This is a genomic window from Bradyrhizobium sp. U531 (assembly GCF_051710265.1).
GTDB lineage: Bacteria > Pseudomonadota > Alphaproteobacteria > Rhizobiales > Xanthobacteraceae > Bradyrhizobium.
In genome coordinates this window covers 472,932-495,137 of sequence record NZ_JASVEN010000002.1, presented here as the reverse complement: position 1 = coordinate 495,137, position 22,206 = coordinate 472,932, and the positions used below count along the sequence as shown (strand labels likewise).

Annotated in this window: 19 protein-coding genes; 11 read left to right on the top strand and 8 right to left on the bottom strand. The window is 64.9% G+C overall.

Going from position 1 to position 22,206, the window contains the following annotated elements; translation table 11 throughout:
- Nucleotides 1-153: 153 nt before the first annotated feature.
- The 4 genes from QRQ56_RS14205 (at nucleotide 154) to xth (ending at nucleotide 5,802) form a co-directional block, all read left to right on the top strand.
- Nucleotides 154-1,368: an aminotransferase class I/II-fold pyridoxal phosphate-dependent enzyme gene (locus tag QRQ56_RS14205; protein WP_438740830.1), complete on the top strand. Its 1,215-nt coding sequence runs from the start codon at nucleotides 154-156 to the stop codon at nucleotides 1,366-1,368.
- Nucleotides 1,369-1,377: 9 nt separating this feature from the next.
- Nucleotides 1,378-3,864 carry a DNA translocase FtsK gene (locus QRQ56_RS14200; protein ID WP_438740828.1) on the top strand — a complete coding sequence of 829 codons (2,487 nt, stop codon included), beginning with the start codon at nucleotides 1,378-1,380 and terminating at the stop codon, nucleotides 3,862-3,864.
- A 152-nt stretch (nucleotides 3,865-4,016) separates the two neighbouring features.
- Nucleotides 4,017-4,775, top strand: coding sequence for an outer membrane lipoprotein carrier protein LolA (locus QRQ56_RS14195; protein WP_438740826.1), 759 nt, complete (start codon nucleotides 4,017-4,019; stop codon nucleotides 4,773-4,775).
- Between the two features lie 211 nt (nucleotides 4,776-4,986).
- On the top strand, nucleotides 4,987-5,802 hold the full coding sequence (xth, locus tag QRQ56_RS14190) for an exodeoxyribonuclease III (RefSeq protein ID WP_438740825.1): 816 nt from the start codon (nucleotides 4,987-4,989) through the stop codon (nucleotides 5,800-5,802).
- 121 nt (nucleotides 5,803-5,923) lie between these two features.
- Here xth and QRQ56_RS14185 read toward each other — a convergent pair whose 3' ends face one another.
- Together QRQ56_RS14185 and QRQ56_RS14180 are read right to left on the bottom strand one after the other, a co-directional pair.
- Nucleotides 5,924-6,367 carry a cyclic nucleotide-binding domain-containing protein gene (locus QRQ56_RS14185; RefSeq protein WP_028133428.1) on the bottom strand — a complete coding sequence of 148 codons (444 nt, stop codon included), beginning with the start codon at nucleotides 6,365-6,367 and terminating at the stop codon, nucleotides 5,924-5,926.
- Between the two features lie 59 nt (nucleotides 6,368-6,426).
- Nucleotides 6,427-7,113 carry a response regulator transcription factor gene (locus tag QRQ56_RS14180; RefSeq protein WP_007598630.1) on the bottom strand — a complete coding sequence of 229 codons (687 nt, stop codon included), beginning with the start codon at nucleotides 7,111-7,113 and terminating at the stop codon, nucleotides 6,427-6,429.
- A 203-nt stretch (nucleotides 7,114-7,316) separates the two neighbouring features.
- Between QRQ56_RS14180 and QRQ56_RS14175 the strand changes: the two genes are divergently transcribed.
- Both QRQ56_RS14175 and QRQ56_RS14170 read left to right on the top strand, forming a co-directional pair.
- Entirely contained in the window at nucleotides 7,317-7,886 is a 570-nt protein-coding gene (locus QRQ56_RS14175) for a L,D-transpeptidase family protein (RefSeq protein ID WP_438741475.1), read from the top strand.
- A 6-nt stretch (nucleotides 7,887-7,892) separates the two neighbouring features.
- Nucleotides 7,893-8,678: a 2-keto-4-pentenoate hydratase gene (locus QRQ56_RS14170; RefSeq protein WP_438740822.1), complete on the top strand. Its 786-nt coding sequence runs from the start codon at nucleotides 7,893-7,895 to the stop codon at nucleotides 8,676-8,678.
- A 177-nt stretch (nucleotides 8,679-8,855) separates the two neighbouring features.
- On the opposite strand, the gene QRQ56_RS14165 is transcribed toward QRQ56_RS14170, so the two are convergent.
- Complete coding sequence (locus tag QRQ56_RS14165; protein WP_438741474.1) at nucleotides 8,856-9,476, bottom strand: YggS family pyridoxal phosphate-dependent enzyme; 621 nt, start codon at nucleotides 9,474-9,476, stop codon at nucleotides 8,856-8,858.
- Here QRQ56_RS14165 and QRQ56_RS14160 point away from each other — a divergent pair.
- Complete coding sequence (locus tag QRQ56_RS14160; RefSeq protein WP_438741496.1) at nucleotides 9,412-9,561, top strand: hypothetical protein; 150 nt, start codon at nucleotides 9,412-9,414, stop codon at nucleotides 9,559-9,561. The two genes, QRQ56_RS14165 and QRQ56_RS14160, sit on opposite strands and share 65 nt — an antisense overlap.
- Before the next feature lie 93 nt (nucleotides 9,562-9,654).
- Complete coding sequence (locus tag QRQ56_RS14155; RefSeq protein ID WP_438740821.1) at nucleotides 9,655-11,358, top strand: diguanylate cyclase domain-containing protein; 1,704 nt, start codon at nucleotides 9,655-9,657, stop codon at nucleotides 11,356-11,358.
- A gap of 11 nt (nucleotides 11,359-11,369) precedes the next feature.
- Here the strand turns inward: QRQ56_RS14155 and QRQ56_RS14150 are convergent, their stop codons facing one another.
- Nucleotides 11,370-12,416 carry a GGDEF domain-containing protein gene (locus tag QRQ56_RS14150; protein ID WP_438741472.1) on the bottom strand — a complete coding sequence of 349 codons (1,047 nt, stop codon included), beginning with the start codon at nucleotides 12,414-12,416 and terminating at the stop codon, nucleotides 11,370-11,372.
- Between the two features lie 191 nt (nucleotides 12,417-12,607).
- Between QRQ56_RS14150 and leuS the strand changes: the two genes are divergently transcribed.
- From leuS to holA, 3 genes are all read left to right on the top strand, one after another.
- A complete protein-coding gene (leuS, locus tag QRQ56_RS14145; protein ID WP_438740819.1) occupies nucleotides 12,608-15,241 on the top strand; it encodes a leucine--tRNA ligase in 2,634 nt (877 codons plus the stop codon).
- Nucleotides 15,228-15,779 carry an LPS assembly lipoprotein LptE gene (gene lptE, locus QRQ56_RS14140; protein WP_438740818.1) on the top strand — a complete coding sequence of 184 codons (552 nt, stop codon included), beginning with the start codon at nucleotides 15,228-15,230 and terminating at the stop codon, nucleotides 15,777-15,779. Before leuS ends, lptE begins: the two co-directional genes overlap by 14 nt.
- Nucleotides 15,780-15,908: 129 nt before the next feature.
- Nucleotides 15,909-16,937 carry a DNA polymerase III subunit delta gene (gene holA, locus QRQ56_RS14135; protein ID WP_438740817.1) on the top strand — a complete coding sequence of 343 codons (1,029 nt, stop codon included), beginning with the start codon at nucleotides 15,909-15,911 and terminating at the stop codon, nucleotides 16,935-16,937.
- A 173-nt stretch (nucleotides 16,938-17,110) separates the two neighbouring features.
- Here holA and QRQ56_RS14130 read toward each other — a convergent pair whose 3' ends face one another.
- From QRQ56_RS14130 to mnmG, 4 genes are all read right to left on the bottom strand, one after another.
- Nucleotides 17,111-17,998 carry a ParB/RepB/Spo0J family partition protein gene (locus tag QRQ56_RS14130; RefSeq protein ID WP_438740815.1) on the bottom strand — a complete coding sequence of 296 codons (888 nt, stop codon included), beginning with the start codon at nucleotides 17,996-17,998 and terminating at the stop codon, nucleotides 17,111-17,113.
- Nucleotides 17,999-18,141: 143 nt separating this feature from the next.
- Nucleotides 18,142-19,008 (bottom strand): ParA family protein, encoded by an 867-nt coding sequence (locus tag QRQ56_RS14125; protein ID WP_438740813.1) that lies wholly within the window; start codon nucleotides 19,006-19,008, stop codon nucleotides 18,142-18,144.
- A 29-nt stretch (nucleotides 19,009-19,037) separates the two neighbouring features.
- Nucleotides 19,038-19,760 (bottom strand): 16S rRNA (guanine(527)-N(7))-methyltransferase RsmG, encoded by a 723-nt coding sequence (gene rsmG / locus QRQ56_RS14120; RefSeq protein WP_438740811.1) that lies wholly within the window; start codon nucleotides 19,758-19,760, stop codon nucleotides 19,038-19,040.
- 73 nt (nucleotides 19,761-19,833) lie between these two features.
- Nucleotides 19,834-21,714, bottom strand: coding sequence for a tRNA uridine-5-carboxymethylaminomethyl(34) synthesis enzyme MnmG (gene mnmG / locus QRQ56_RS14115; protein WP_438740809.1), 1,881 nt, complete (start codon nucleotides 21,712-21,714; stop codon nucleotides 19,834-19,836).
- Between the last annotated feature and the right edge of the window lie 492 nt (nucleotides 21,715-22,206).

Sequence of the window (22,206 nt, the reverse complement as noted above, 5' to 3'; positions counted from 1 at the left end):
CCCGTTGTTATCCGGCCCCATTTTTCCCACTCTGGACGCACCCGCCGGCCGATGGTTAATCGCGTCTTAACCTCGCCCTATCTATGGTGAACTGAACCGTTTCCCGCCGGCGCCGTGCTGCGACCGGCCGTTCCAAGAGTACTGGCGCCCAGAATGGTCATGACCGCTTCATCCCGCGCGCCGCAGGCCGGTGGAAGCTCCGATGGCGGACGCTCGCCATTCGTCCGGCTGAACGAGTTGCTGGCGCCGCATCAGCCCGGCAAGCCTTTGATTTCGCTCGCCGTCGGTGAGCCGCAGCATCCCGTGCCTGATTTTGTCGGCCCGGTGCTGGCCAAGCACATCGCCGATTTCGGCCGCTACCCGATGAATCAGGGCACCGACCCGTTCCGCGAGGCTGCGAGCAAGTGGATGTCGTCGCGCTTCAAGCTGCCGCGACAGCTCGACCCCAAGAGCGAGATTCTCGTCCTCAATGGCAGCCGCGAGGGGCTGTTCCTCGCCGCGATCGCGGCTGCGCGCTATGTCGGCCCGCGCCCCGGCAAGCCCGCCATTCTGATGCCGAACCCGTTCTATCCGGTGTATGGCGCCGGCGCCCTGGCTGCCGCCTGCGAGCCGGTCTATCTGCCGACCACCGTCGAGAACGGTTTTCTGCCGGATCTCGACGCCATCGACGAGGCGACGCTGGCGCGCACCGTGGCGTTCTATCTGGCCTCTCCGGCCAATCCGCAGGGCTCAGTCGCCTCACGCGATTACTTCACGCGGCTGAAGAGCCTCGCCGATCGCTACGGCTTCATGATCCTCAGCGACGAGTGCTATTCGGAGATCTACACGCGCGAGGCACCGGGCAGCGCGCTCGAATGTGCTGGCCCTGATTTTACCCGCGTGGCCGCGTTCCAGTCGCTGTCGAAGCGCTCGAACCTGCCGGGCCTGCGCGTCGGCTTTGCTGCCGGCGACAAGAAATTCATCGGCATGTTCCTGGAGCTACGCAACATCGCAGCGCCCCAGGTGCCGGTGCCTCTCCAGCATGTCGCGACCTTCGCCTATGGCGATGAAGCGCATGTCGAGGAGAACCGCAGGCTCTACCGGATCAAGTTCGATCTCGCCGACCAGATCATCGGCAATCGCTATAGCTATCGTCGGCCCGATGCCGGCTTCTGCGTCTGGCTCAATACGTCCGACATCGGCGACGACGTCTCCGTGACGCTCCGGCTTTTCAAGGAGGCAGGCGTGCGGGTGGTGCCCGGCAGCTTCCTGGCGCGGCAGCAGCCTGACGGATTCAATCCCGGCGCAGGCTATATTCGCCTCGCGCTAGTTCAGGATGGTGAGACCACGGCGCAGGCGCTGCATCGCCTGGTCGAGACTCTGGGTTAGGCGGGGCCCATGAGCATGTCGGCAATCGAACGTGTCATTCCACTGGTTGGCCATCTGCCGCCATCGATCCGTGAGGGTCTGGCGCGGCGCATGCGCGAGCTCACGGGCCTTGGCCTGATCGCGCTGGCGGGGATCGCCTCGGCCGCGCTGATCACCTGGTCGGTGCAGGATCCCAGCCTCAGCCACGCCACCTCGCGGCCGATCCGAAATATCCTCGGCTATGCCGGCGCAATCGGCGCCGATCTTGCGATGCAGATCCTCGGGCTCGGCGCCATCATGCTGGTGCTGACCGTCGCGGTCTGGGGCTGGCGGATGATGACGCACCGGCCGTTCGACCGCGAAGCGCTGCGGCTCGGCTCCTGGGTTCTCTGCACGGTGATCGCGGCGGGTTTCGTCAGCTGCTGGCCGCATGGCGGCGCATGGCCGCTGCCGACCGGGCTTGGCGGCGTGGTCGGCGATGCCTTGGTGCGCGCGCCCGCGGTGATCTTCGGGCCGCCCGGCACGATCTATCGCATCGTGCTCGGCACGATCCTGTTTGCCGCGATGGCCGCAACCTTCCTGATCGCCTGCGGGCTTGGCGCCCGTGCGCATGACGACGAGCTTGCGGAGATCGAGGACGACGACAAGCCGCTCGACGAGGATGAGGAGAGCGATCGCGGCTCGGTGTCGCTGGGCTGGTTGTTCCACGCGCTGATGAGCACGAAGGCGCGTCTGATCTGGCTGTGTGGCGCTGCCTACCGCTCGCTGGTCTCGAGCGGACCGAAGACCAAGGCCGTCGCGTTCAGCCGCCAGGAGCCGAATCTCGGTGGCGGCCGTGCCGCGCCCTCGATCTCGCCGCACGCCGAGGACGAAGACGAGGACGACGAGGATCAGCACGAGGAAGAGGAAGACGAGGAGGAGGAAGAGGAGGAGCCCGTCGCGCGCGCGCCGCGCAAGAAGGCTTCGCCGAAGGCCCCTGCCAAGAAGTCCTCCGACAAGTTCGAGCTTCCCTCCGTCTCCGTGCTGGCCGCGCCCAAGGCAGGCGATCGCCAGCCGCTCAGCAAGGCCGAGCTGGAAGCCAATTCGCGTTCGCTCGAAGGTGTGCTGCAGGATTTCGGCGTGCGCGGCGAGATCGTGAAGGCCAATCCCGGCCCCGTGGTCACGCTGTACGAGCTCGAGCCGGCGCCCGGCATCAAGTCATCGCGCGTGATCGGTCTTTCCGACGACATCGCGCGCTCGATGAGCGCGCTGTCGGCGCGCGTCGCGGTCGTACCCGGCCGCAACGCCATCGGCATCGAGCTGCCGAACGCGCATCGCGAAAAGGTCTATCTGCGCGAGCTGCTGATCGCGAAGGAAGCGACCGACACGGTGGCGAAGCTGCCGCTCTGCCTCGGCAAGACCATCGGCGGCGATCCGGTCATCATCGACCTCGCGCGCACGCCGCACATGCTGATCGCCGGCACCACCGGCTCGGGCAAGTCGGTCGCCATCAACACCATGATCCTCAGCCTGGTCTATCGGCTGCGCCCGGACCAGTGCCGCCTGATCATGGTCGATCCGAAGATGCTCGAACTCTCCGTCTATGACGGCATTCCGCATCTGCTCACGCCCGTCGTGACCGACCCGAAGAAGGCGGTGGTCGCGCTGAAATGGGCCGTGCGCGAGATGGAAGAGCGCTACAAGAACATGGCCAAGCTCGGTGTGCGCAACATCGACGGCTACAACACGCGTCTGCTCGAACTGAAGGCCAAGGGCGAGGAGCCGACGCGGACGGTTCACACCGGCTTCGACAAGGAGACCGGCAAGGCGATCTACGAGGAAGAGAAACTCTCGCTCGATCCGCTGCCCTACATCGTCATCATCGTCGACGAAATGGCCGACCTGATGATGGTCGCCGGCAAGGACATCGAAGGCGCGGTGCAGCGCCTCGCGCAGATGGCGCGCGCCGCCGGCCTGCACGTGATCCTCGCCACGCAGCGTCCGTCGGTGGACGTCATCACCGGCACCATCAAGGCGAACTTCCCGACCCGCATCGCCTTCCAGGTCACGTCCAAGATCGACAGCCGCACCATCCTCGGCGAGATGGGTGCCGAGCAGCTGCTCGGCCAGGGCGACATGCTCTATATGGCCGGCGGCGGCCGCATCAGCCGCGTGCACGGACCTTTTGCCTCCGACGAGGAAGTCGAGAAGGTGGTGCGCCACCTCAAGACCCAGGGCCAGCCGGAATACCTCGAAGCGGTCACGGCGGAAGAGCCGTCCGAGGACGAGGACGGCGGCGCCGTGTTCGACGCCAGCGGCATGGGCGCCGACGGCGGCGGCGATCTGTTCCAGCAGGCCGTTGCTATCGTCAAACGCGATCGCAAGGCCTCGACCAGCTACATCCAGCGCCGCCTGCAAATCGGTTACAACCGCGCGGCCTCGCTGATGGAGCGGATGGAACTGGAAGGCATCGTCGGACCGGCCAACCACGCCGGAAAGCGCGAGATTCTGGTCGAGGAAGAAGACAGCCATATGTGAGGCGAGGAGCCTCAAAACAGAATTTCACGCGAAATCGTTATCTGCTTTTGCCCGAAATCACGCTAAAAAGGCGCCAGCCACATCAGGACGACGCGTTGATCAGACATCCGGACATTCGATTCGCTGCCACCATCGCTGCGCGAGGCGCGCGCGTGGCCAGCGTGCTGCTCGTCACCGCCGCGATGGTGACCGCGTCGTCATTCGCGCAGAACGTTCCCGTGCCGAAGCCCGCACCGAAGGGCCGCGATGGTGCTCAAAGCGGAGGCGGCGGACCCGCTGTCACCGGCGCGACGCAGGCGCCGCCGAATCCGGTGATCCCGGATCCGCGCCGCAACGTGCCGAGCAGCATCTTCCAGACCTTCGATGCCAACCAGAAGGCGCAAGCGGCCAAGGTCAGCGCCTATCTGTCGTCGCTGTCGACGCTGGTCGGAAATTTCGTCCAGGTCGGTCCCGACGGCAGCAAGACGCAGGGCGATTTCTACATCCAGAAGCCCGGCAAGGTGCGCTTCGAATATGACGCGCCGAGCCCGATCGACATCGTCGCCGATGGTTCGTCGCTGGTGGTGCGTGACCGCAAGCTCGCGACACAGGACGTCTATCCGCTCTCGCAGACGCCGCTGCGCTTCCTGCTGTCCGACCGCATCGACCTGATGAAGGACACCAATGTCGTCGGCGTCTCGGCCGACGACGTCTTCGTCAGCGTCACCATCGAGGAGAAGCAGGCCCTGGTCGGCACCAGCCGCCTTCTCCTGATGTTCGGCGCCAAGGACGGCCAGCTCAAGCAATGGACCGTCACCGATCCGCAGGGCTACGACACCACGATCGCGGTGTACAATCTGGATTCGGGCAAGAAGCTCGATCCCAGCATGTTCAAGATCGATTTCACCAATTACGGCCCCGCGCCGGGATAGCCCGGTCTCGTGTCCCGGACGCGACGCAGCGCGTAGCGGTGCGGCGCAGAGCCGGGACCCAGAACGCGGCTCACATGGGCCCCGGTTCAGCAGCGCACCGCTGTCGCGCTGCGCTGCGCCCGGGGCACGAGAGATTGTCGTGGATGGCCAACGTTGGCCTATCGGGCATGAGTGCTTTCGTCGCGCCAATCCATGCTAAGACGCGTCCCTCATGCGTTTTTCCCTCACAACCTGGAACATCAACTCGGTGCGGCTGCGCATCGACCTGGTCGCGAAATTCCTCAAGAGCGCGCGGCCGGACGTGCTGTGCCTGCAGGAGACCAAGTGCATCGACGACGCCTTTCCGCTGAAGCGCTTCAAACGGCTCGGCTATGAGCACGTCGCGCTGAACGGACAGAAGGGCTATCACGGCGTCGCCATCGTCTCGAAGATTCCGTTTGAATCGAAAGACATCCGCACCTTCTGCGACAAGGTGGATTCGCGCCACATCTCCGTGTCGTTCGGCGAGAAGGCCAACATCGCAAAGCCGCTGGTGGTGCATAATTTCTATGTCCCCGCCGGCGGCGACATTCCCGATCCCGCGCTGAACGAGAAGTTCGACCACAAGCTTCGCTTCCTCGACGAGATGAAGGCGTGCGAGCCGCTGCATCCGCGCGGTGAGGATCGCCACATCCTGGTCGGCGATCTCAATGTCGCGCCGCACGAGAACGACGTGTGGTCGCACAAGCAGCTTCTGAAAGTGGTCTCGCATACGCCGGTTGAAACCGAGAAGCTGAAAGCGGCGCTCGAAGCCGGCGAATGGGTCGACGTCGCGCGCGACCGCATTCCGATGTCGGAGAAGGTCTACACCTGGTGGAGCTATCGCTCCGCCGACTGGACCGTCGGCGACCGCGGCCGCCGGCTCGACCACATCTGGGTGTCGCGCGCGCTGAAGGATGCGGTCAGCGATTTCAAGATTCTGCGCGATGCGCGGAGCTGGGAGCGGCCGTCGGACCATGTCCCTGTCACGGTGACGCTGGAGGTTTGATCTTTCGTCATTCCGGGGCGCGACAAAGTCGCGAGCCCGGAATCCATCGGGCGGCAGAGTTGGTGGATGGATGGATTCCGGGCTCGCGCGTTGCGCACCCCGGAATGACGGGCGGAGAGACCTACGATGTCAGCTTCGCACCGGCCATCAATATATCGCTCGCGATCTGGCTGGAGCGCACCGCGAATTCGTCGCGCAGGCGGACGGCGGCGGCGGGGTCGCTCTCGAGGACGCGCTGGAACAGGCTGCGCGCGACCCGGATCACGGAGGAATGCTCGAGCGCGATCGCGCTCGAGGGCCGCTTCATCGGCACCACCAGCGCGAGCTCGCCGATCAGCGCGCCGGGACCGGCGATCATCTCGGCGCCGGCACCGTCTTCGACCCGGAAGGCGCCGCGCTGGACCACGAAGCCGGCATCGGCGTCGTCGCCGAGGTTGAACAGGGTGTCGCCGCGGACGAAGTCGCGCTGCTCGGAGCCGATCGCCAGCATGCGCAACGAGGCGTCGCCCAACAGGCGCAGTGTCGGGACTCGCTCGAGAAGCGCTACGTCGTCGTCGATTGACATTCAGATCCGGGACTCAAAGGGCATGCGATCTAAAACGATTCGCACGCCCTTCAAGCGTATCACGGCACCAGCTTGTAGCCACCGGCTTCGGTGACCAGGATTTCCGGGTTGGCGGCATCCTTCTCGATCTTCTGGCGCAGGCGGTAGATATGGGTTTCCAGCGTGTGGGTGGTGACACCGGAATTGTAACCCCAGACCTCCTGGAGCAGGGTCTCGCGCGACACCGGCATCTGGCCGGCGCGGTAGAGGAAGCGGAGGATGGCCGTCTCCTTCTCCGTCAGCCGCACCTTGCGCGCATTGGCCGCGGTGAGCATTTTCGAGCCGGGACGGAAGGAGTAGGGGCCGACCGAGAACACCGCGTCCTCGCTGGCCTCGTGCTGGCGGAGCTGGGCGCGGATGCGGGCCAGCAGGACGGCAAAACGGAAGGGCTTGGCCACATAGTCGTTGGCGCCGGATTCCAGCCCCAAAATCGTGTCGGAATCGGTGTCGTGCCCGGTCAGCATGATGATGGGGGCCTTGAAGCCGCCCTTGCGGAGCGAGCGGACTACTTCGCGGCCGTCGGTGTCGGGCAGGCCGACATCCATCAGGACGAGATCGGGGGCATTGGCCTTGGCGGCGCTTGCACCCTTGGCGCCGGTATCGACGGCGGAGGCTTCAAATTCTTCGTGTAGCGATAATTGCTCCACCAACGTGTCGCGCAGATCGGTATCGTCATCCACGATCAGGATCTTGCGGGCATTGGCCATAGGGGATCATCCTTTTGGGGTCCGGCTCGGCGCGCATCCATGCTGCACCTGACCGTGAGGGGAAGTTTAGGGGTCGCTTTTGTTATTGTTGTTCGTGTTGAAGTAGTGGGCTGTCACCGATTCACAAGCCAGAACCACTCTAACGCAGAATAGCAGGGCGTTTTGATGAATGTCCTGTAATGAATTCGACATTGCACGGTCACATGAAAACCAGAGCTGCTTCAGTCGGTTATCCCATGAATCGAAGTGCCGGACCGCTTTCCGCGATCCGCGTTAAGCCTGCCGCCGGGAATCCGCGTCGAGGCTGGCTGACGGCGGGCTCGCTGACCATCCCGGTCGCGCTGGGACGGGGGGGCATCCTCGCCAACAAGCGCGAGGGCGACGGCGGTACCCCCAAAGGCAGCTTCCGGCCCCGGCAGCTGTGGTGGCGGGGCGACCGGCACAGCCGCCCGCGGAGTTTCCTGCCGGCCCGAGCCATCACCGGCGAGGACGCCTGGTGCGAGGATCCCGGCGACCGCCATTACAATCAGGGAATTCGTCTCGCCGAGGGGCAGGGTGGTGACCGGCTCAAGCGCGTCGACAACCTCTATGACTTCATCATCGAAATCGACCACAACACGCGGCCGCGGATCGCCGGCCGGGGCAGCGCGGTATTTCTGCACCTGGCCCGCGACAATTTTGGCCCGACCGCGGGCTGCGTCTCGATGACGAAATCTGCGATGCTGCAATTGTTGCGGCGCCTTGGTCCGCGAACAAAAATCATCATCGGGTGAGGACGCATGCTCGACAGGGATCAGATCGCGGCCGCATCGCGCGTGCTCGTTCAACATTGGCGCGAAGGCTCCAAGCTTGATGCGCTGGAGCCGCGGTTGCGTCCGCAGAGCCGCACCGACGGCTACGCCATCCAGGCTGCGCTCGAAACCCAGTCGCTCGGAAATTTGTTCGGCTGGAAGATCGCTGCCACGAGCGTGTCAGGACAGCAGCACATCAATGTCACGGGGCCGCTGGCCGGTCGCATCATGAGCAACACCGTGATCGCCGATGGCGGCACCGCCGCGATGAAGGGCAACGAGATGCGCGTTGGCGAGCCGGAATTCGCCTTCCGGTTCGGACGCGACCTGCCGCCGCGCGCCGTGCCGTACTCGGTCGACGAGGTTCTGGCCGCCGTCGAGAGCTTCCATCCCGCGATCGAGATTCCCGATTCGCGCTTTGCCGATTTCGTCCGCGCCGGCGAGGCGCAACTGATCGCCGACAATGCCTGTGCGCATCTGTTCGTGCTGGGAGCGGCGACAGGCGCGAACTGGCGTGCGATGGATCTCGTCGAGGAGCGGCCGCAGATCACCCTGCGCGGCGAGCGCTATATCGGCCACGGCAAGAACGTGCTCGGCGATCCCCGTGCTGCACTGGCCTGGCTCGCCAACGAGCTCTCCGGGCTCGACATCACCTTGCGGGCAGGGCAGGTGGTGACAACAGGCACATGCCATCCGCCGCTGCCGATCGCGGCGGGCGATCACATGGCGGTGGACTTTGGCGTGCTGGGGAAAGTGTCGGTGGGGTTCGCGTAGGCGACCTCACACTCTCCTGTCGTCCCTGCGAACGCAATTCTCTCTCTACGTCATTGCGAGGAGCCCTTGCGACGAAGCAATCCAGAGTCCCACCGCGGAGACACTCTGGATTGCTTCGCTACGCTCGCAATGACGACATCAATAGCGGTTGCGGGGCACGATCCTCGCTAACGGCTCCTACCTGTGCCCGAAGATCGCGCTGCCCACCCGCACATGGGTGGCGCCGAGCATGATCGCCGTCGCGAAGTCCGCGCTCATGCCCATCGAGAGGTTCGCCAGGCCATTGCGCGCGGCGATCTTGGCGGTCAGCGCGAAATGCGCCGCCGGCGGCTCGTCGACCGGCGGGATGCACATCAGACCGGAGATCGTCAGCCCATAGGTCTCCCGGCAGCTGGCGAGGAAGGCGTCGGCCTCGGCGGGCGCGATGCCGGCCTTCTGCGGCTCCTCACCGGTGTTGATCTGGACGAACAGCTGCGGGTGCTTGTTCTGGGATTCGATTTCCTTGGCTAACGCTTGGCAAATGCTCGGACGGTCGACCGAATGGATGGCATCGAACAGCGCAACCGCTTCTTTCGCCTTGTTGGATTGCAGCGGTCCGATCAGATGCAGCGCGATGCCGGGGTAAACGGAGGTTAACGCCGGCCACTTGCCTTTGGCCTCCTGCACCCGATTCTCGCCGAATACACGCTGTCCGGCTTCGATGACCGGGGTAATTGCATCCGCGGCGAAAGTCTTGGACACCGCGATCAGCGTTACGGCGGCGCGATCGCGCCGCGCATCCTTGCAGGCGCGGGCGATTTCGGCTTCGACCGCGGCGAGCGCGTTTGGTGAATGGCCGGTTACCGGCGCGGCGTTTTCGTCTGTCATGATGTCGATTGATTAAGGTCGTAACCGAGGTAAGTCCAATTTTACCGAGTTCAAGAAAGAGTTTTTGAACCCTTCGCTTTACCTTGCCCCATCGGGGTGGGTAGCGAAGATGGCAAGCATTAGTCTCAACCGCAAGCGAGCGAAACTCAAGCAGGTTCTCGGAATCCGGGCACGGCTTGCGTTGCTCGCGGTGATTCTGGTGGCGCCCTTGATGCTCGAGCGCATCCGTTCGCTCGAAGACACCCGCACCCGCCAGATCGCGCAAGCCACGATCGAATTCACCACCGTTGCGAGGCACAGCGCCGATGCGCAGCGCGAGGTGATTTCGTCGGTCGAGACCATCCTGAAATCGGAAGCCTTCATCCGCGCCTCCGCCGGCGGCGTCAGCAAGAGCTGCGACGTGCTGCGCGCGAGCCTGCCGTCGAACCTGCCCTGGATCCGGACGCTTCTGATCGCGGGCCAGGACGGGCGCATCCAGTGCGCCACCAACAACATGTATGTCGGCCTCGACCTCAGCGACCGGCCCTATTTTCAGCAGGCCCAGGAAACCGGGCGTTTCGTGCTGAGCGACTTCATCCTGTCGCGCCCCGTGCTGGCGCCGACGGTGATGGCGGTCTATCCGGTGTCCGCCTTCAGCGGCGTCGCCGACGCCGTCGTACTCGCCACCGTCAACCTCGACTGGATGTCGAAGGTGATGAACAATCTCGGCGGCCGCGCCGGCATTACCGCGGTGCTGGTCGACAGCGCGGGCACCGTCCTGGCAGCTCCGGCCGATCAGCACAGCGCGGTCGGACGTCCGCTCGACAACATGCCGCTGATGTCGGCGATCGCCGACCGGGCGCTGCGCTCGGACCAGGACGAAGGCTCGTTGTCCTTTCTCGCCGCCGACGGCTCGCGCCGCGCGGTCAGCTACATCCGCATCGCCGGCACCAATGCCCGCCTGATCGCCAGCATCGACGAGGACAAGGTGTCGGCGGCGGTGAGCCGCGACATCCGCACCGCCTATCTCCAGCTCGCGTTCGTCGTCGTGTTCGTCCTGCTCGGCGCGCTGATTGCCGCTGAAAAGCTCGTCATCAAGCCGATCGAGATGCTCGCCGACATGGCCAAGCGACTCGGCGAGGGCGACCTGTCGGCCCGCGCGGCGCGCAATCGCCTGCCGGCCGAGTTCGTGCCGCTGGCGCGCGCCTTCAACGCGATGGCCGCACAATTGAGCCAGCGCGAGCGCGAGCTGATCGCGAGCAACGACCGCCTGACCGTGATGGCGTCGATCGACATGCTGTCGGGCCTCGCCAATCGACGCGGCTTCCAGAGCCGGCTCGACTTCGAATGGATGCGCGCACAGCAATATGGCAGCGAACTCGCGCTGCTGATGATCGACGTCGATCATTTCAAGCTGTTCAACGACACCTACGGCCATCTCGAAGGCGATTCCTGCCTGACCCGGCTGGGCGAATCGCTATCCGGAATTGCCGCCGACACGATGGGCTTTGCGGCGCGCTATGGCGGCGAGGAATTCTGTCTGCTGCTGCCGAACACCGATGTGAATCGCGCCGTGGAGATCGGCGAACTGGTACGTGCGGCCGTACTGAAGCTGTGCCTGCCGCACATCACCTCGGCCCATATGATCGTCACGGTATCGATTGGCGTCGCCGCAGCGAAGCCCAACGAGGCGTTGCGTCCCGGCGACCTGATCGAAGCCGCCGACGCCGCGCTCTACGCCGCCAAGCACCGCGGCCGCAACAACGTCGTCGAGCACGGCGTCCAGGCGATCGAGAGCGGTGCGGCCGACATGATGATGGCCGCCAGCGCGTAATGCGCTGATCGCTAGCCTGCAGCCCCGCCGGGATCGAGCTCCGTCTCCGTCACCACGCGGTTGCGACCGCTGCCCTTGGCCAGATAGAGCGCGCGATCGCAACGCTCGATGAGATCGGTGATCGCTTCGCCCACCCGGTACTGCGCCACGCCGATCGACACGCTGATGCTGGGAAGGGTCTCGCCGGTCGAGCGGCGGGTGATCGTGCATTCGGCGAGCGCACGCCTGATGCGCTCGGCGATCTCGGTGCAAGCTGCAAGATCGGCGTCCGGCAGCACGGCGATCAGCTCCTCGCCGCCATAGCGCGCCGGCAGGTCCTGCTCGCGGACCTTTTCGCGCAGCACCTTTGCCATCAGGCGCAGCACCTGGTCGCCGACGCCGTGGCCGAAATTGTCGTTGAAGGCCTTGAAGTGGTCGATGTCGAGCAGGAGCACGCTGAGCGGCTCGCCCCATTCCGCGGTCGCGAGGGCTTTGCGCAGGAATTCGTCGAGCGCCCGCCGGTTGGCGAGGCCCGTCAGCGTGTCGGTCCGGGCGCGCTCCTCGGACCGCGACAGCGAATCGCGGATCACGTCGAGCTCGCGGGTCTTTTCCGCAAAGCCCGCCTCCAGCCGCGTCGCCCTGGTGGCGGCCCGCGCCAGCTCGTTCATGAGCTGGGCGACCAGCGCCTTCGGATCGACCCCGGCCTTACCCTGGTCCGCGACCTCGCTGATGGCCTGAATCTGCGAATGGTTGTCGGCGATCGCGGTCGTGAGGAAATCCCTGGCCGTCCCCATCAGGCCCTGCAGCCGCTCGGACGTGTCGACCACGAGGGCACTCACCTGGGGGGCGACATAGGTCTCGAACAGCTCCTGATTGGTCCTGCTGTCGAAGGGGCGATTGTGGTCGATCAGGAGGTCGATCGCGTTGCGCAGATCGTCGTGGCTGCCCGCGAAATATTGGTACCACACCGCGAAATTGGCCGGCGTCGGCGCAATCCGCTGCTCGGCCATGCTCCGCATCGCCCGTCCGGCGATGGAGGCGGCATAGTCGTAATCGGGATCGTCGAAGCTGGAATCCATCGCGCTCATGCGGTCATGTCGGGCCGCAAATTGGCATTGACCCCTTAATCGCACCCCAACGCGGGCACTCGTAGTTATGCGGAGGCGCCGGCAAAGTTCCAAACCACGGCAACCCATTGACCCCTTGCGGACTTCTATGGCCTAGTCCGCCGTCTTGAGACGGCCGGACCCACAAAAACCCCAACGATTCCATGACCTCCGAACGCTATAACGCCCGCGACGCCGAACCGCGCTGGCAACGCCTCTGGGACGAACAGGCGATCTTCGTCTCCAAGAACGACGATTCCCGGCCGAAGTACTATGTGCTCGAGATGTTTCCCTACCCGTCGGGGCGGATCCATATCGGCCATGTCCGGAATTACACGCTCGGCGACGTGCTGGCCCGCTTCATGCGCGCCAAGGGGTTCAACGTGCTGCACCCGATGGGCTGGGACGCCTTCGGCCTGCCGGCCGAGAATGCCGCGATCGAGCGCAAGGTCGCCCCGAAGGCCTGGACCTACGACAACATCGCCGCGATGAAGAAGCAGCTCCGTTCGATCGGGCTGTCGCTGGACTGGTCCCGCGAATTCGCGACGTGCGACCCCAGCTACTACAAGCATCAGCAGAAGATGTTTCTGGACATGCTTGCCGCAGGTTTGGCCGAGCGCGAGAAGCGCAAGCTCAACTGGGATCCGGTCGACATGACCGTGCTCGCCAACGAGCAAGTGATCGACGGCCGCGGCTGGCGCTCGGGCGCCGTCGTCGAGCAGCGCGAGATGAGCCAGTGGGTCTTCAAGATCACGAAGTATTCGCAGGAATTGCTGTCCGCGCTGGACGGACTCGACCGCTGGCCCGACAAGGTCAGGCTGATGCAGCGCAACTGGATCGGCCGCTCCGAGGGCCTCCTGGTCCGCTTCGCGCTGGACGCTTCAACCACGCCTGCCGGCGAAAACGAGCTGAAGATCTTCACGACCCGCCCGGACACGCTGTTCGGCGCAAAGTTCATGGCAATCTCGGCGGATCATCCGCTGGCGCAGGCCGCCGCCGCGAAAAACCCTGAGCTTGCGGAGTTCATCTCCGACATCAAGAAGATCGGCACAGCGCAGTCGATCATCGACACGGCGGAGAAGCAGGGTTTCGACACCGGCATCCGCGCGGTGCATCCGTTCGATCCGAGCTGGAAGCTGCCGGTCTATGTCGCCAATTTCGTGCTGATGGAATACGGCACGGGCGCTATTTTCGGCTGCCCTGCGCATGACCAGCGCGACCTCGACTTCGTCAACAAATACGGTCTCGGCAACACACCCGTCGTATGCCCCGAGGGCCAGGACCCGAAGGCGTTCGTGATCACCGACACCGCCTATGACGGTGACGGCCGCATGATCAATTCGCGCTTCCTCGACGGCATGACCATCGATCAGGCCAAGGACGAGGTCGCAAAGCGGCTGGAAACCGAGCTGCGGGGGAATGCGCCGGTCGGCGAGCGCCAGGTCAACTTCCGCCTGCGCGATTGGGGCATTTCGCGCCAGCGCTATTGGGGCTGCCCGATACCGGTCATCCACTGTCCGAAGTGCGACGTCGTGCCGGTGCCGGATGCCGATTTGCCGGTGGTGCTGCCGGAGGATGTCAGCTTCGACAAGCCGGGCAACGCGCTCGACCATCATCCGACCTGGAAGCACGTCACCTGCCCCAAATGCGGGGGTAAGGCGAGCCGCGAAACCGACACCATGGACACCTTCGTGGATTCGTCCTGGTATTTCGCGCGCTTCACCGATCCCTGGAACGAGACCGCGCCGACGACGCCCGCGGTCGCCAACCGGATGCTGCCGGTCGACCAGTATATTGGCGGCGTCGAGCACGCGATCCTGCATCTGCTGTACAGCCGCTTCTTCACCCGCGCGATGAAGGCCACCGGGCACATCGCGCTGGACGAGCCGTTCGCCGGCATGTTCACGCAGGGCATGGTGGTGCACGAGACCTACCAGAAGGCCGACGGTACCTATGTGCAGCCGGCCGAGGTGAAAATCGAGGTCGGCGGTAATGGGCGCCGCGCCACGCTGCTGAATTCAGGCGAAGACGTCCAGATCGGTCCGATCGAGAAGATGTCGAAGTCGAAGAAGAACACGGTCGACCCCGACGACATCATCGAGACCTACGGCGCCGACGTTGCCCGCTGGTTCATGCTGTCGGACTCCCCGCCCGACCGCGACGTGATCTGGAGCGACGAGCGCGTCCAGGGCGCCTCGCGCTTCGTGCAGCGGCTGTGGCGGCTGGTGAACGATGCCATGGAGCTCGGCAAGGGCGCGCCAGCGGCCCGGCCGGCCAGCTTCGGCCCGGACGCCACCGCCCTGCGCAAGGCCGCCCATGGTGCGCTGGACAAGGTGACCACCGGGATCGAGCGGCTGCACTTCAATGTCTGCCTCGCCCATATCCGCGAATTCGCCAACACCTTCTCCGAGATCCTGCAGCGCGCCGGCCAGCCGGCCGGGCTCGCGCCGGATCTGGCTTGGGCGATCCGCGATTCCAGCCAGATCCTGGTCCAGCTGTTCTCCCCGATGATGCCGCACCTCGCCGAGGAGTGCTGGCAGGCTTTGGGCCAGAGCGGGCTGGTTTCCGAGGCCAATTGGCCCCAAATCGAACGCGATTTGCTGGTTGAAGACAGCGTGACCCTGGTGGTCCAGGTCAACGGCAAGAAGCGGGGCGACGTCACAGTTGCAACAGCGGCCCAGAATCCGGAAATCGAGGCTGCCGTTTTGGCCCTTGATGCGGTAAAACTGGCCCTGGATGGCAAGCCCGTCCGCAAGGTGATCATCGTTCCCAAGAGGATCGTAAATGTTGTCGGCTAGGATTCGCATCGCAGCCCGGTTGCTGGCGGTCGCCGCATTGGCGGCGCTGACGGCTGGTTGCTTCCAGCCGATGTATGCCGAGCGTGGTGACGGCCTCCCCGGTTTGCGCGAGAAGCTGATGGGGGTCGAGCTGCCCCCGATCAACAAGCCCAACGCCTCGCGCGAAGCCCGCGTCGGCGTCGAGGTCCGCAACGCCCTCGCCTTCAAGCTCTACGGCAACGCGACCGGAATGCCGCCGACCCACCGGCTGGACATTCGCTTCACCACCAGCCGCTCGTCGCTGATCGTCAGCGCCACGACGGGATTGCCGACCAGCGAAAATCTCGGCATCGACGCCCAATACAATCTGATCGAGGTCGTGACCGGCAAGTCGGTCATGACCGGCTCGACGTTCTCACGCGTGTCCTACGACATGCCGGGCTCCTACCAGCGCTTCTCGCGCAACCGCGCCGTGCGCGATGCCGAGGATCGCGCCGCCAACGAGATCGCCGAGAACATCACGACCCGGCTCGCCTCGTTCTTCACCGCGGGCACTTAAGGCAACCCCGTCATTCGGGGCTCGCGCAGCGAGAACTACGGTGCGCAATTGCGCATCTGAGAATCTCGATCCCCAACCTCTGGATTCCGGACACGCGCTGCGCGCGTCCCGGAATGACAATCGGGTCCGATGGTCGCGCTGCGCGGAAAAGAGATCGACGCCTTCCTCGCCCGCCCCGATGCGGGCCGTCCGATCATCCTGCTCTACGGCCCCGATGCCGGCCTCGTGCGCGAGCGCGCCGATGCGCTGATCGCCTCCGCCGTCGACGATCCCAACGATCCCTTCTCGCTGGTCAAGCTCGACGGCGACGAGCTCTCCGCCGAGCCCTCGCGCCTCGTCGACGAGGCCATGACGGTGCCGCTGTTCGGCGGCCGCCGCGCCATCCGCATCCGTGCAGGCTCGCGCAGCTTCGCCAGCGGGATCGATACGCTCGCCGAGATGAGCGTGAAGGATTGCCGCATCGTGATCGAGGCCGGCGAGCTGCGCCCGGAATCGCCGCTGCGCAAGGCTTGCGAAAAGGCCAAGGCCGCGGTGGCGATCGGCTGCTATCCCGACACCGAACGCGACCTCGCCAAGCTGATGGATGATGAATTGCGCATCGCGAATCTGCGGATCGCGCAGGACGCCCGCGCGGCGCTGATGTCGTTCCTCGGCGGTGACCGCCAGGCCTCGCGCAACGAGCTGCGCAAGCTGACGCTCTACGCCCACGGCAAGGGCGAGGTCACGCTGGACGACGTGATGGCGGTGGTTGCCGACGCCTCCGAGCTGAAGCTCGATCCGATCGTCGACGGCGCCTTTGCCGGCAGGCCCGACATCGTCGAGACCGAATTCGCAAAGGCCATGATCGCCGGCACCTATCCCGGCGTGATCATCTCCGCCGCGCAGCGCCAGGCGGCGTGGCTGCACAAATCCGCACTCGCCATCGCCGACGGCCAGCCGGCCTCCGCCGTGCTCGACGGCGGCTATCCGCGCCTGCATTTTTCGCGAAAGCCTGCGGTCGAGACCGCGCTGCGCAATTTCAGCCCGGCCCGGCTAGCCACCATTATCGAGCAGCTTGCGACCGCAGCCCTCGATACCCGCAAGCAATCGACGCTCGCCGCTGCCATCGCCCAGCGCACGCTGATGGCGATCGCAGCGAATGCGAAGCGGCGGGGATAGGCCACCGCTCTCTCCCCGTCATTGCGAGCGCAGCGAAGCAATCCAGAACCCCTCCACGGAAAGATTCTGGATTGCTTCGTCGCAAGTGCTCCTCGCAATGACGGCGCTGATGGAGGCGCGCACCAAGCGCCAATTCCGTCATCCTGAGGTGCCCGCGGCACGAGGCAGCAGAGTTACAGCGCGCCCTTGGCCAGCCGCTTCATCACCTCGTCGAGCTGATCGAGGTTCCGGTAATTGATCTGGACAGAGCCGCCGGGGTCGCGGTGATTGACGGTGACCTTGAGACCGAGCGCATCGCTGACGCGCTTTTCGAGATCGACCGTGTCAGGGTCTTTTTCCTTGCCGCCGGTGCTGCGCGCCTTCTGCGGCTTGCGCTCCGGCACGCCCTCTTCATGCGCGAGCGCCTCGGCCTGGCGGACGTTGAGACCTTCCTCGACGATGCGCTTGGCGGCGGCGAGCGGATCCGGCACACCGATCAGCGCGCGGGCGTGACCGGCCGTCAACTCCCCGGTCGCGATGAAGGCCTGCACCTCGGCCGGCAGCTTGGTCAGCCGCATCATGTTGGCGACGTGGCTGCGGCTCTTGCCGACGACCTTGGCGATATCGTCCTGGCTGCGTTTGAACTCGTTGGCGAGCGCGTGATAGCCCTGCGCCTCTTCCATCGGGTTGAGGTCTTCGCGCTGCACGTTCTCGACGATCGCGAATTCCAGCGCATCGCTGTCGCTGATGTCGACGGGGACGATCGGCACCTCGTGCAGGCCGGCCATCTGCGAGGCGCGCCAGCGCCGCTCGCCGGCGATGATCTCGAAGCGATCCTGCGTGCCCTTCACCGGGCGCACCACGATCGGCTGGATCACGCCGTGCTGCTTGATGGACTCCGAGAGCTCCTTCAGCTCCGCGTCCAGAAAGGTGCGGCGCGGATTGCGCGGGTTGGCCTTGATGAACTCGATCGGCACCTTGCGCTGCGCGCGCGGCCGATCGACATGCTGGGCCTCGCCTCCGACATCGCCGATCAGGCTTGCAAGACCCCGGCCCAGTCGCGAACGCGCTTCGTCGGCCATTGCCAGCTCCCTTGGATTCACGGTGCAGCACTCCAGAACTGAATTTCGAAACTTGTAGGATGGGTAGAGCGAAGCGAAACCCATCGCCCTTCACGCCCGTGATGATGGGTTTCGCTGCGCTCTACCCATCCTACGGATCGGCGCTAATGCGTAACGCGCAGCTCGCGCTCGCGCTGGATCACTTCGGTGGCGAGCCGCAAATACGCTTCGCTGCCGACGCATTTGAGATCGTAGACCAGCACCGGCTTGCCGTAGGACGGCGCCTCGGAGATGCGCACGTTGCGCGGGATCATGGTCTTGTAGACCTTCTCGCCCATGAACTGGCGCACATCGGCGACGACCTGGTTCGACAAATTGTTGCGCGAGTCGAACATGGTCAGCACGATGCCGTGGATCGACAGGTTCGGATTGAGCGTCGAGCGCACCTGCTCCACCGTCTGCAGCAATTGCGACAGACCTTCGAGCGCGAAGAACTCGCACTGCAGCGGCACCAGGATCGCGTCCGACGCCGCCATCGCGTTGACCGTGAGCAGGTTCAGCGAGGGCGGGCAGTCGATCAGCACATAGGTGTAGTCGGCGTCCGGCGAGACGTTGTTGTTGAGCGCGCCGATGGCGTCGCGCAGCTTGAAGGCGCGGCCGGGCGTGGTGCCGAGCTCGAGCTCGAGGCCGGAGAGGTCCATGGTCGAAGGCGCGATGTGCAGCCGCGGCACGGCGGTCGAGACCACGGCTTCACGCAGCGGCGCTTCGCCGATCAGCACGTCGTAGGTCGAGCAGGAGCGGTTGCGGCGATCGATGCCGAGACCGGTCGAGGCGTTGCCCTGGGGATCGAGATCGACGATCAGGACCCGCTCGCCGATCGCAGCGAGTGCGGTGCCGAGGTTGATCGCCGTGGTTGTTTTTCCCACGCCGCCCTTCTGATTCGCCAGCGCAAGGATGCGTGGGTGCCCGTGCGGGACTGCGCCGGCTTCATCTCGGGTCTGGTCTTGCTGCGGCTCGTCAATCACGGTCATCGAAATTCCCCACTCAACCCCTGAACGCCTCACCCGCGCCGTTCAACTGAAGTCAGCTCGACGATCCACCCGTCGCCGGTGCGGCTTTGGTGGAGCTGCGGCTGAATATTCCAATATTTAGCGGCTTCGGTCAATTCAGCCTCTACATCTTGACCCTTGAGAAATAACGCCTTTGCGCCCTGGCGCATCAGCGGCTCCGCAAAGCCGATGAGTTGATGTAGCGGAGCCAGCGCACGCGCGGTGACGCAATCGACGGGGCCGGTGATTCTATCCACATTATCCCCGATCTCAGCGAGATGTACGACTCCTGGAGATGTGGTGACGCGGATCGCTTCGCGCAAAAAGGCGGCCTTCTTGGCGATTCGCTCGACGAGATGGACGCGGGCCTCCGGCGTGCCGGCCATGGCACAGGCCAGGACGACGCCGGGAAAGCCGCCGCCGCTGCCGAGATCGGCCCAACGTTTGGCACCCGGCGCGAGATCGACGAGCTGGAGCGAATCGGCGATGTGCCGGGTCCAGAGCTGCGGCAGCGTCGAGGGCGCGACCAGGTTGGTCTTGGCTTGCCACTCCCTCAGTAGTGCGATGTAGCGATCGAGCCGAGCCTCTGTTTCATGTGAAACGGGCGCGAGCTTCAAGGCCTCGCGCTTGTCGGCGGCGATGACGGAATCGAGCGCCTGATCGTTGGCGCTGGCCTTGTTGATCTTCGGTTTGTTCGGCGCCGGGTCAGGTCGGTGACCTGCGCCCTCACCCACTCCCGGTCGTCGCGATAGCGGTCTGTCACCGCCCCGTCCGCGCTGTTTCACGTGAAACGCCTATGCGATTGGCTTATGCGATTGCCTTGGAAGTCTTCCGTGCCTCGCGGCGGAGATAGGCCGCCAGGATGCCGAGTGCCGCAGGGGTCATGCCGTCGATCCGGCCGGCCTGGCCGACCGTGAAGGGCCGCGCCTTCTCCAGCTTGGCGCGGACCTCGTTGGAGAGACCGGGGACCAGGCTGTAGTCGACCTCCGACAGCACCATCCCCTCGTCGCGCCGGAAGGATTCGACGTCGGCGCTCTGGCGCTCCAGATAGACATCGTACTTGGCGTCGATCTCGAGATGGGTAGCAATGACGGGATCGATCGCGGACAGCTCCGGCCAGATCGCGCGGACCTGGCTCCAGCCGATATCCGGATAGGCCATCAGCTCGAACGCCGAGCGGCGCTGGCCGTCCCGGTTCAGGGTTAGACCGTGCTTGATCGCTTCGTTCGGGGTGATCGTCAGCGACTTCGAGAGCGTCCTGGCAGCGTTGAGGGCGTCCATCTTGGCACGGTGATGCTGAGTCCGGGCACTGCCGACGCACCCCAAGGCGATCCCCTTCTCGGTCAGCCGTTGATCGGCATTGTCCGCCCGCAGCGTCAGCCGGTATTCGGCGCGCGAGGTGAACATCCGATAGGGCTCGCTGATGCCGCGGGTGACGAGGTCGTCGATCATCACGCCGAGATAGCCGTCCGCACGATCAAACACCGTCAAAGCCGCGCCACTGGCGGAGAGCGCGGCGTTCAGACCGGCCACTATGCCCTGCCCGGCGGCCTCTTCGTACCCTGTGGTGCCATTGATCTGTCCGGCCAGGAACAGACCGCGCAGACGCTTGGTCTGGAGGGTCGGATCGAGCTCGCGGGGATCGACGTGGTCGTACTCGATGGCATAGCCCGGGCGGACCATCTTCACCCGCTCGAGACCGGGGATGGTGGCGAGGATCGCGAGCTGGACCTCCTCCGGCAGCGAGGTCGAGATGCCGTTGGGATAGACCGTGGAGTCGTCGAGACCTTCCGGCTCCAGGAAGATCTGGTGGCCGTCGCGGTCGCCGAAGCGGACGATCTTGTCCTCTATCGAGGGGCAATAGCGGGGACCGGAGCTCTTGATCTGGCCGGAATACATGGGAGAGCGATGCACGTTCGCCCGGATGACCTCATGGGTCGCGGCTGTGGTCCGGGTGATGCCGCACTGGATCTGCGGGGTCGTGATCCGCTCGGTCATCACCGAGAACGGCTCCGGCGGCTCGTCTCCGGGCTGCATCTCGACCGCGGACCAGTCGATCGTGGAGCCATCCAGACGCGGCGGAGTGCCGGTCTTGAGGCGTCCAAGGGTGAAGCCGGCGCGCTCGAAAGAGGCCGAAAGACCCATTGCGGGGGCCTCTCCGACCCGGCCGGCGGGCCAGTTCTTCTCACCGAGATGAATCAGACCGCGGAGAAAGGTGCCGGTGGTGACGACGACAGCCCCTGCCCGAAGCTCCCGGCCGTCGGCCAGGCGCAGTCCGGTGACCCGACCCTCGACCACGATCAGCTCATCGGCCTCGCCTTCGATGACGGACAGACCCTCAGTGGCCGTGATCGCGGCCTGCATGGCGGCTGCATAGAGCTTCCGGTCCGCCTGTGCCCGGGGGCCACGCACAGCAGGACCCTTCCGGCGGTTGAGGACACGAAACTGGATGCCGCCGGCATCACCGACCCGACCCATCAGGCCATCGAGGGCATCGACTTCGCGAACCAGATGGCCCTTACCGAGACCGCCGATGGCGGGATTGCAGGACATCGCGCCGACAGTCGAGAAGCGGTGGGTGACCAGCGCGGTGGCCGCGCCCATCCTGGCAGACGCGGCAGCGGCTTCACAGCCGGCATGACCGCCGCCAATCACGATGACGTCGAAGCTCTCTCGCTCTGTTCGCATGAGCGGACTTCTAGCTCAGAGCCGGAAAAGCCGGAAGCGGAAACTGGGGAGGCGCGTGTTTCACGTGAAACGGGGCGGACGGGAAAAGCGATTTCGCGAAAACAACCCCATGCACAGTAGAACGGACATTGAAGGGATTGGTGTTTCACGTGAAACAACGTTCAGGTTGACGACGTGGCCGAGCAGCCGTCGCATCTCGATGGTGGTCATAGCGATGGAAGTCGAAGTCGGTACCGCAAACGTCATTGCGAGCGCAGCGAAGCAATCCAGACTGTCACCGCGGAGGCAGCCTGGATTGCTTCGTCGCAAGGGCTCCTCGCAATGACGGGATTGAGAGCTGTGTTTCCAAGTCTCGGCTGTTGCTGGTCTAGACTGGGCGACGGCCCCCGCAGCGAACGAATGATTTGGGCGCTAGTGTTTCACGTGAAACGACCCCGTAGCCCGGATGGAGGGCAGCGCAATCCGGGAACAGTGTGTCTGCGGAGGACCTTC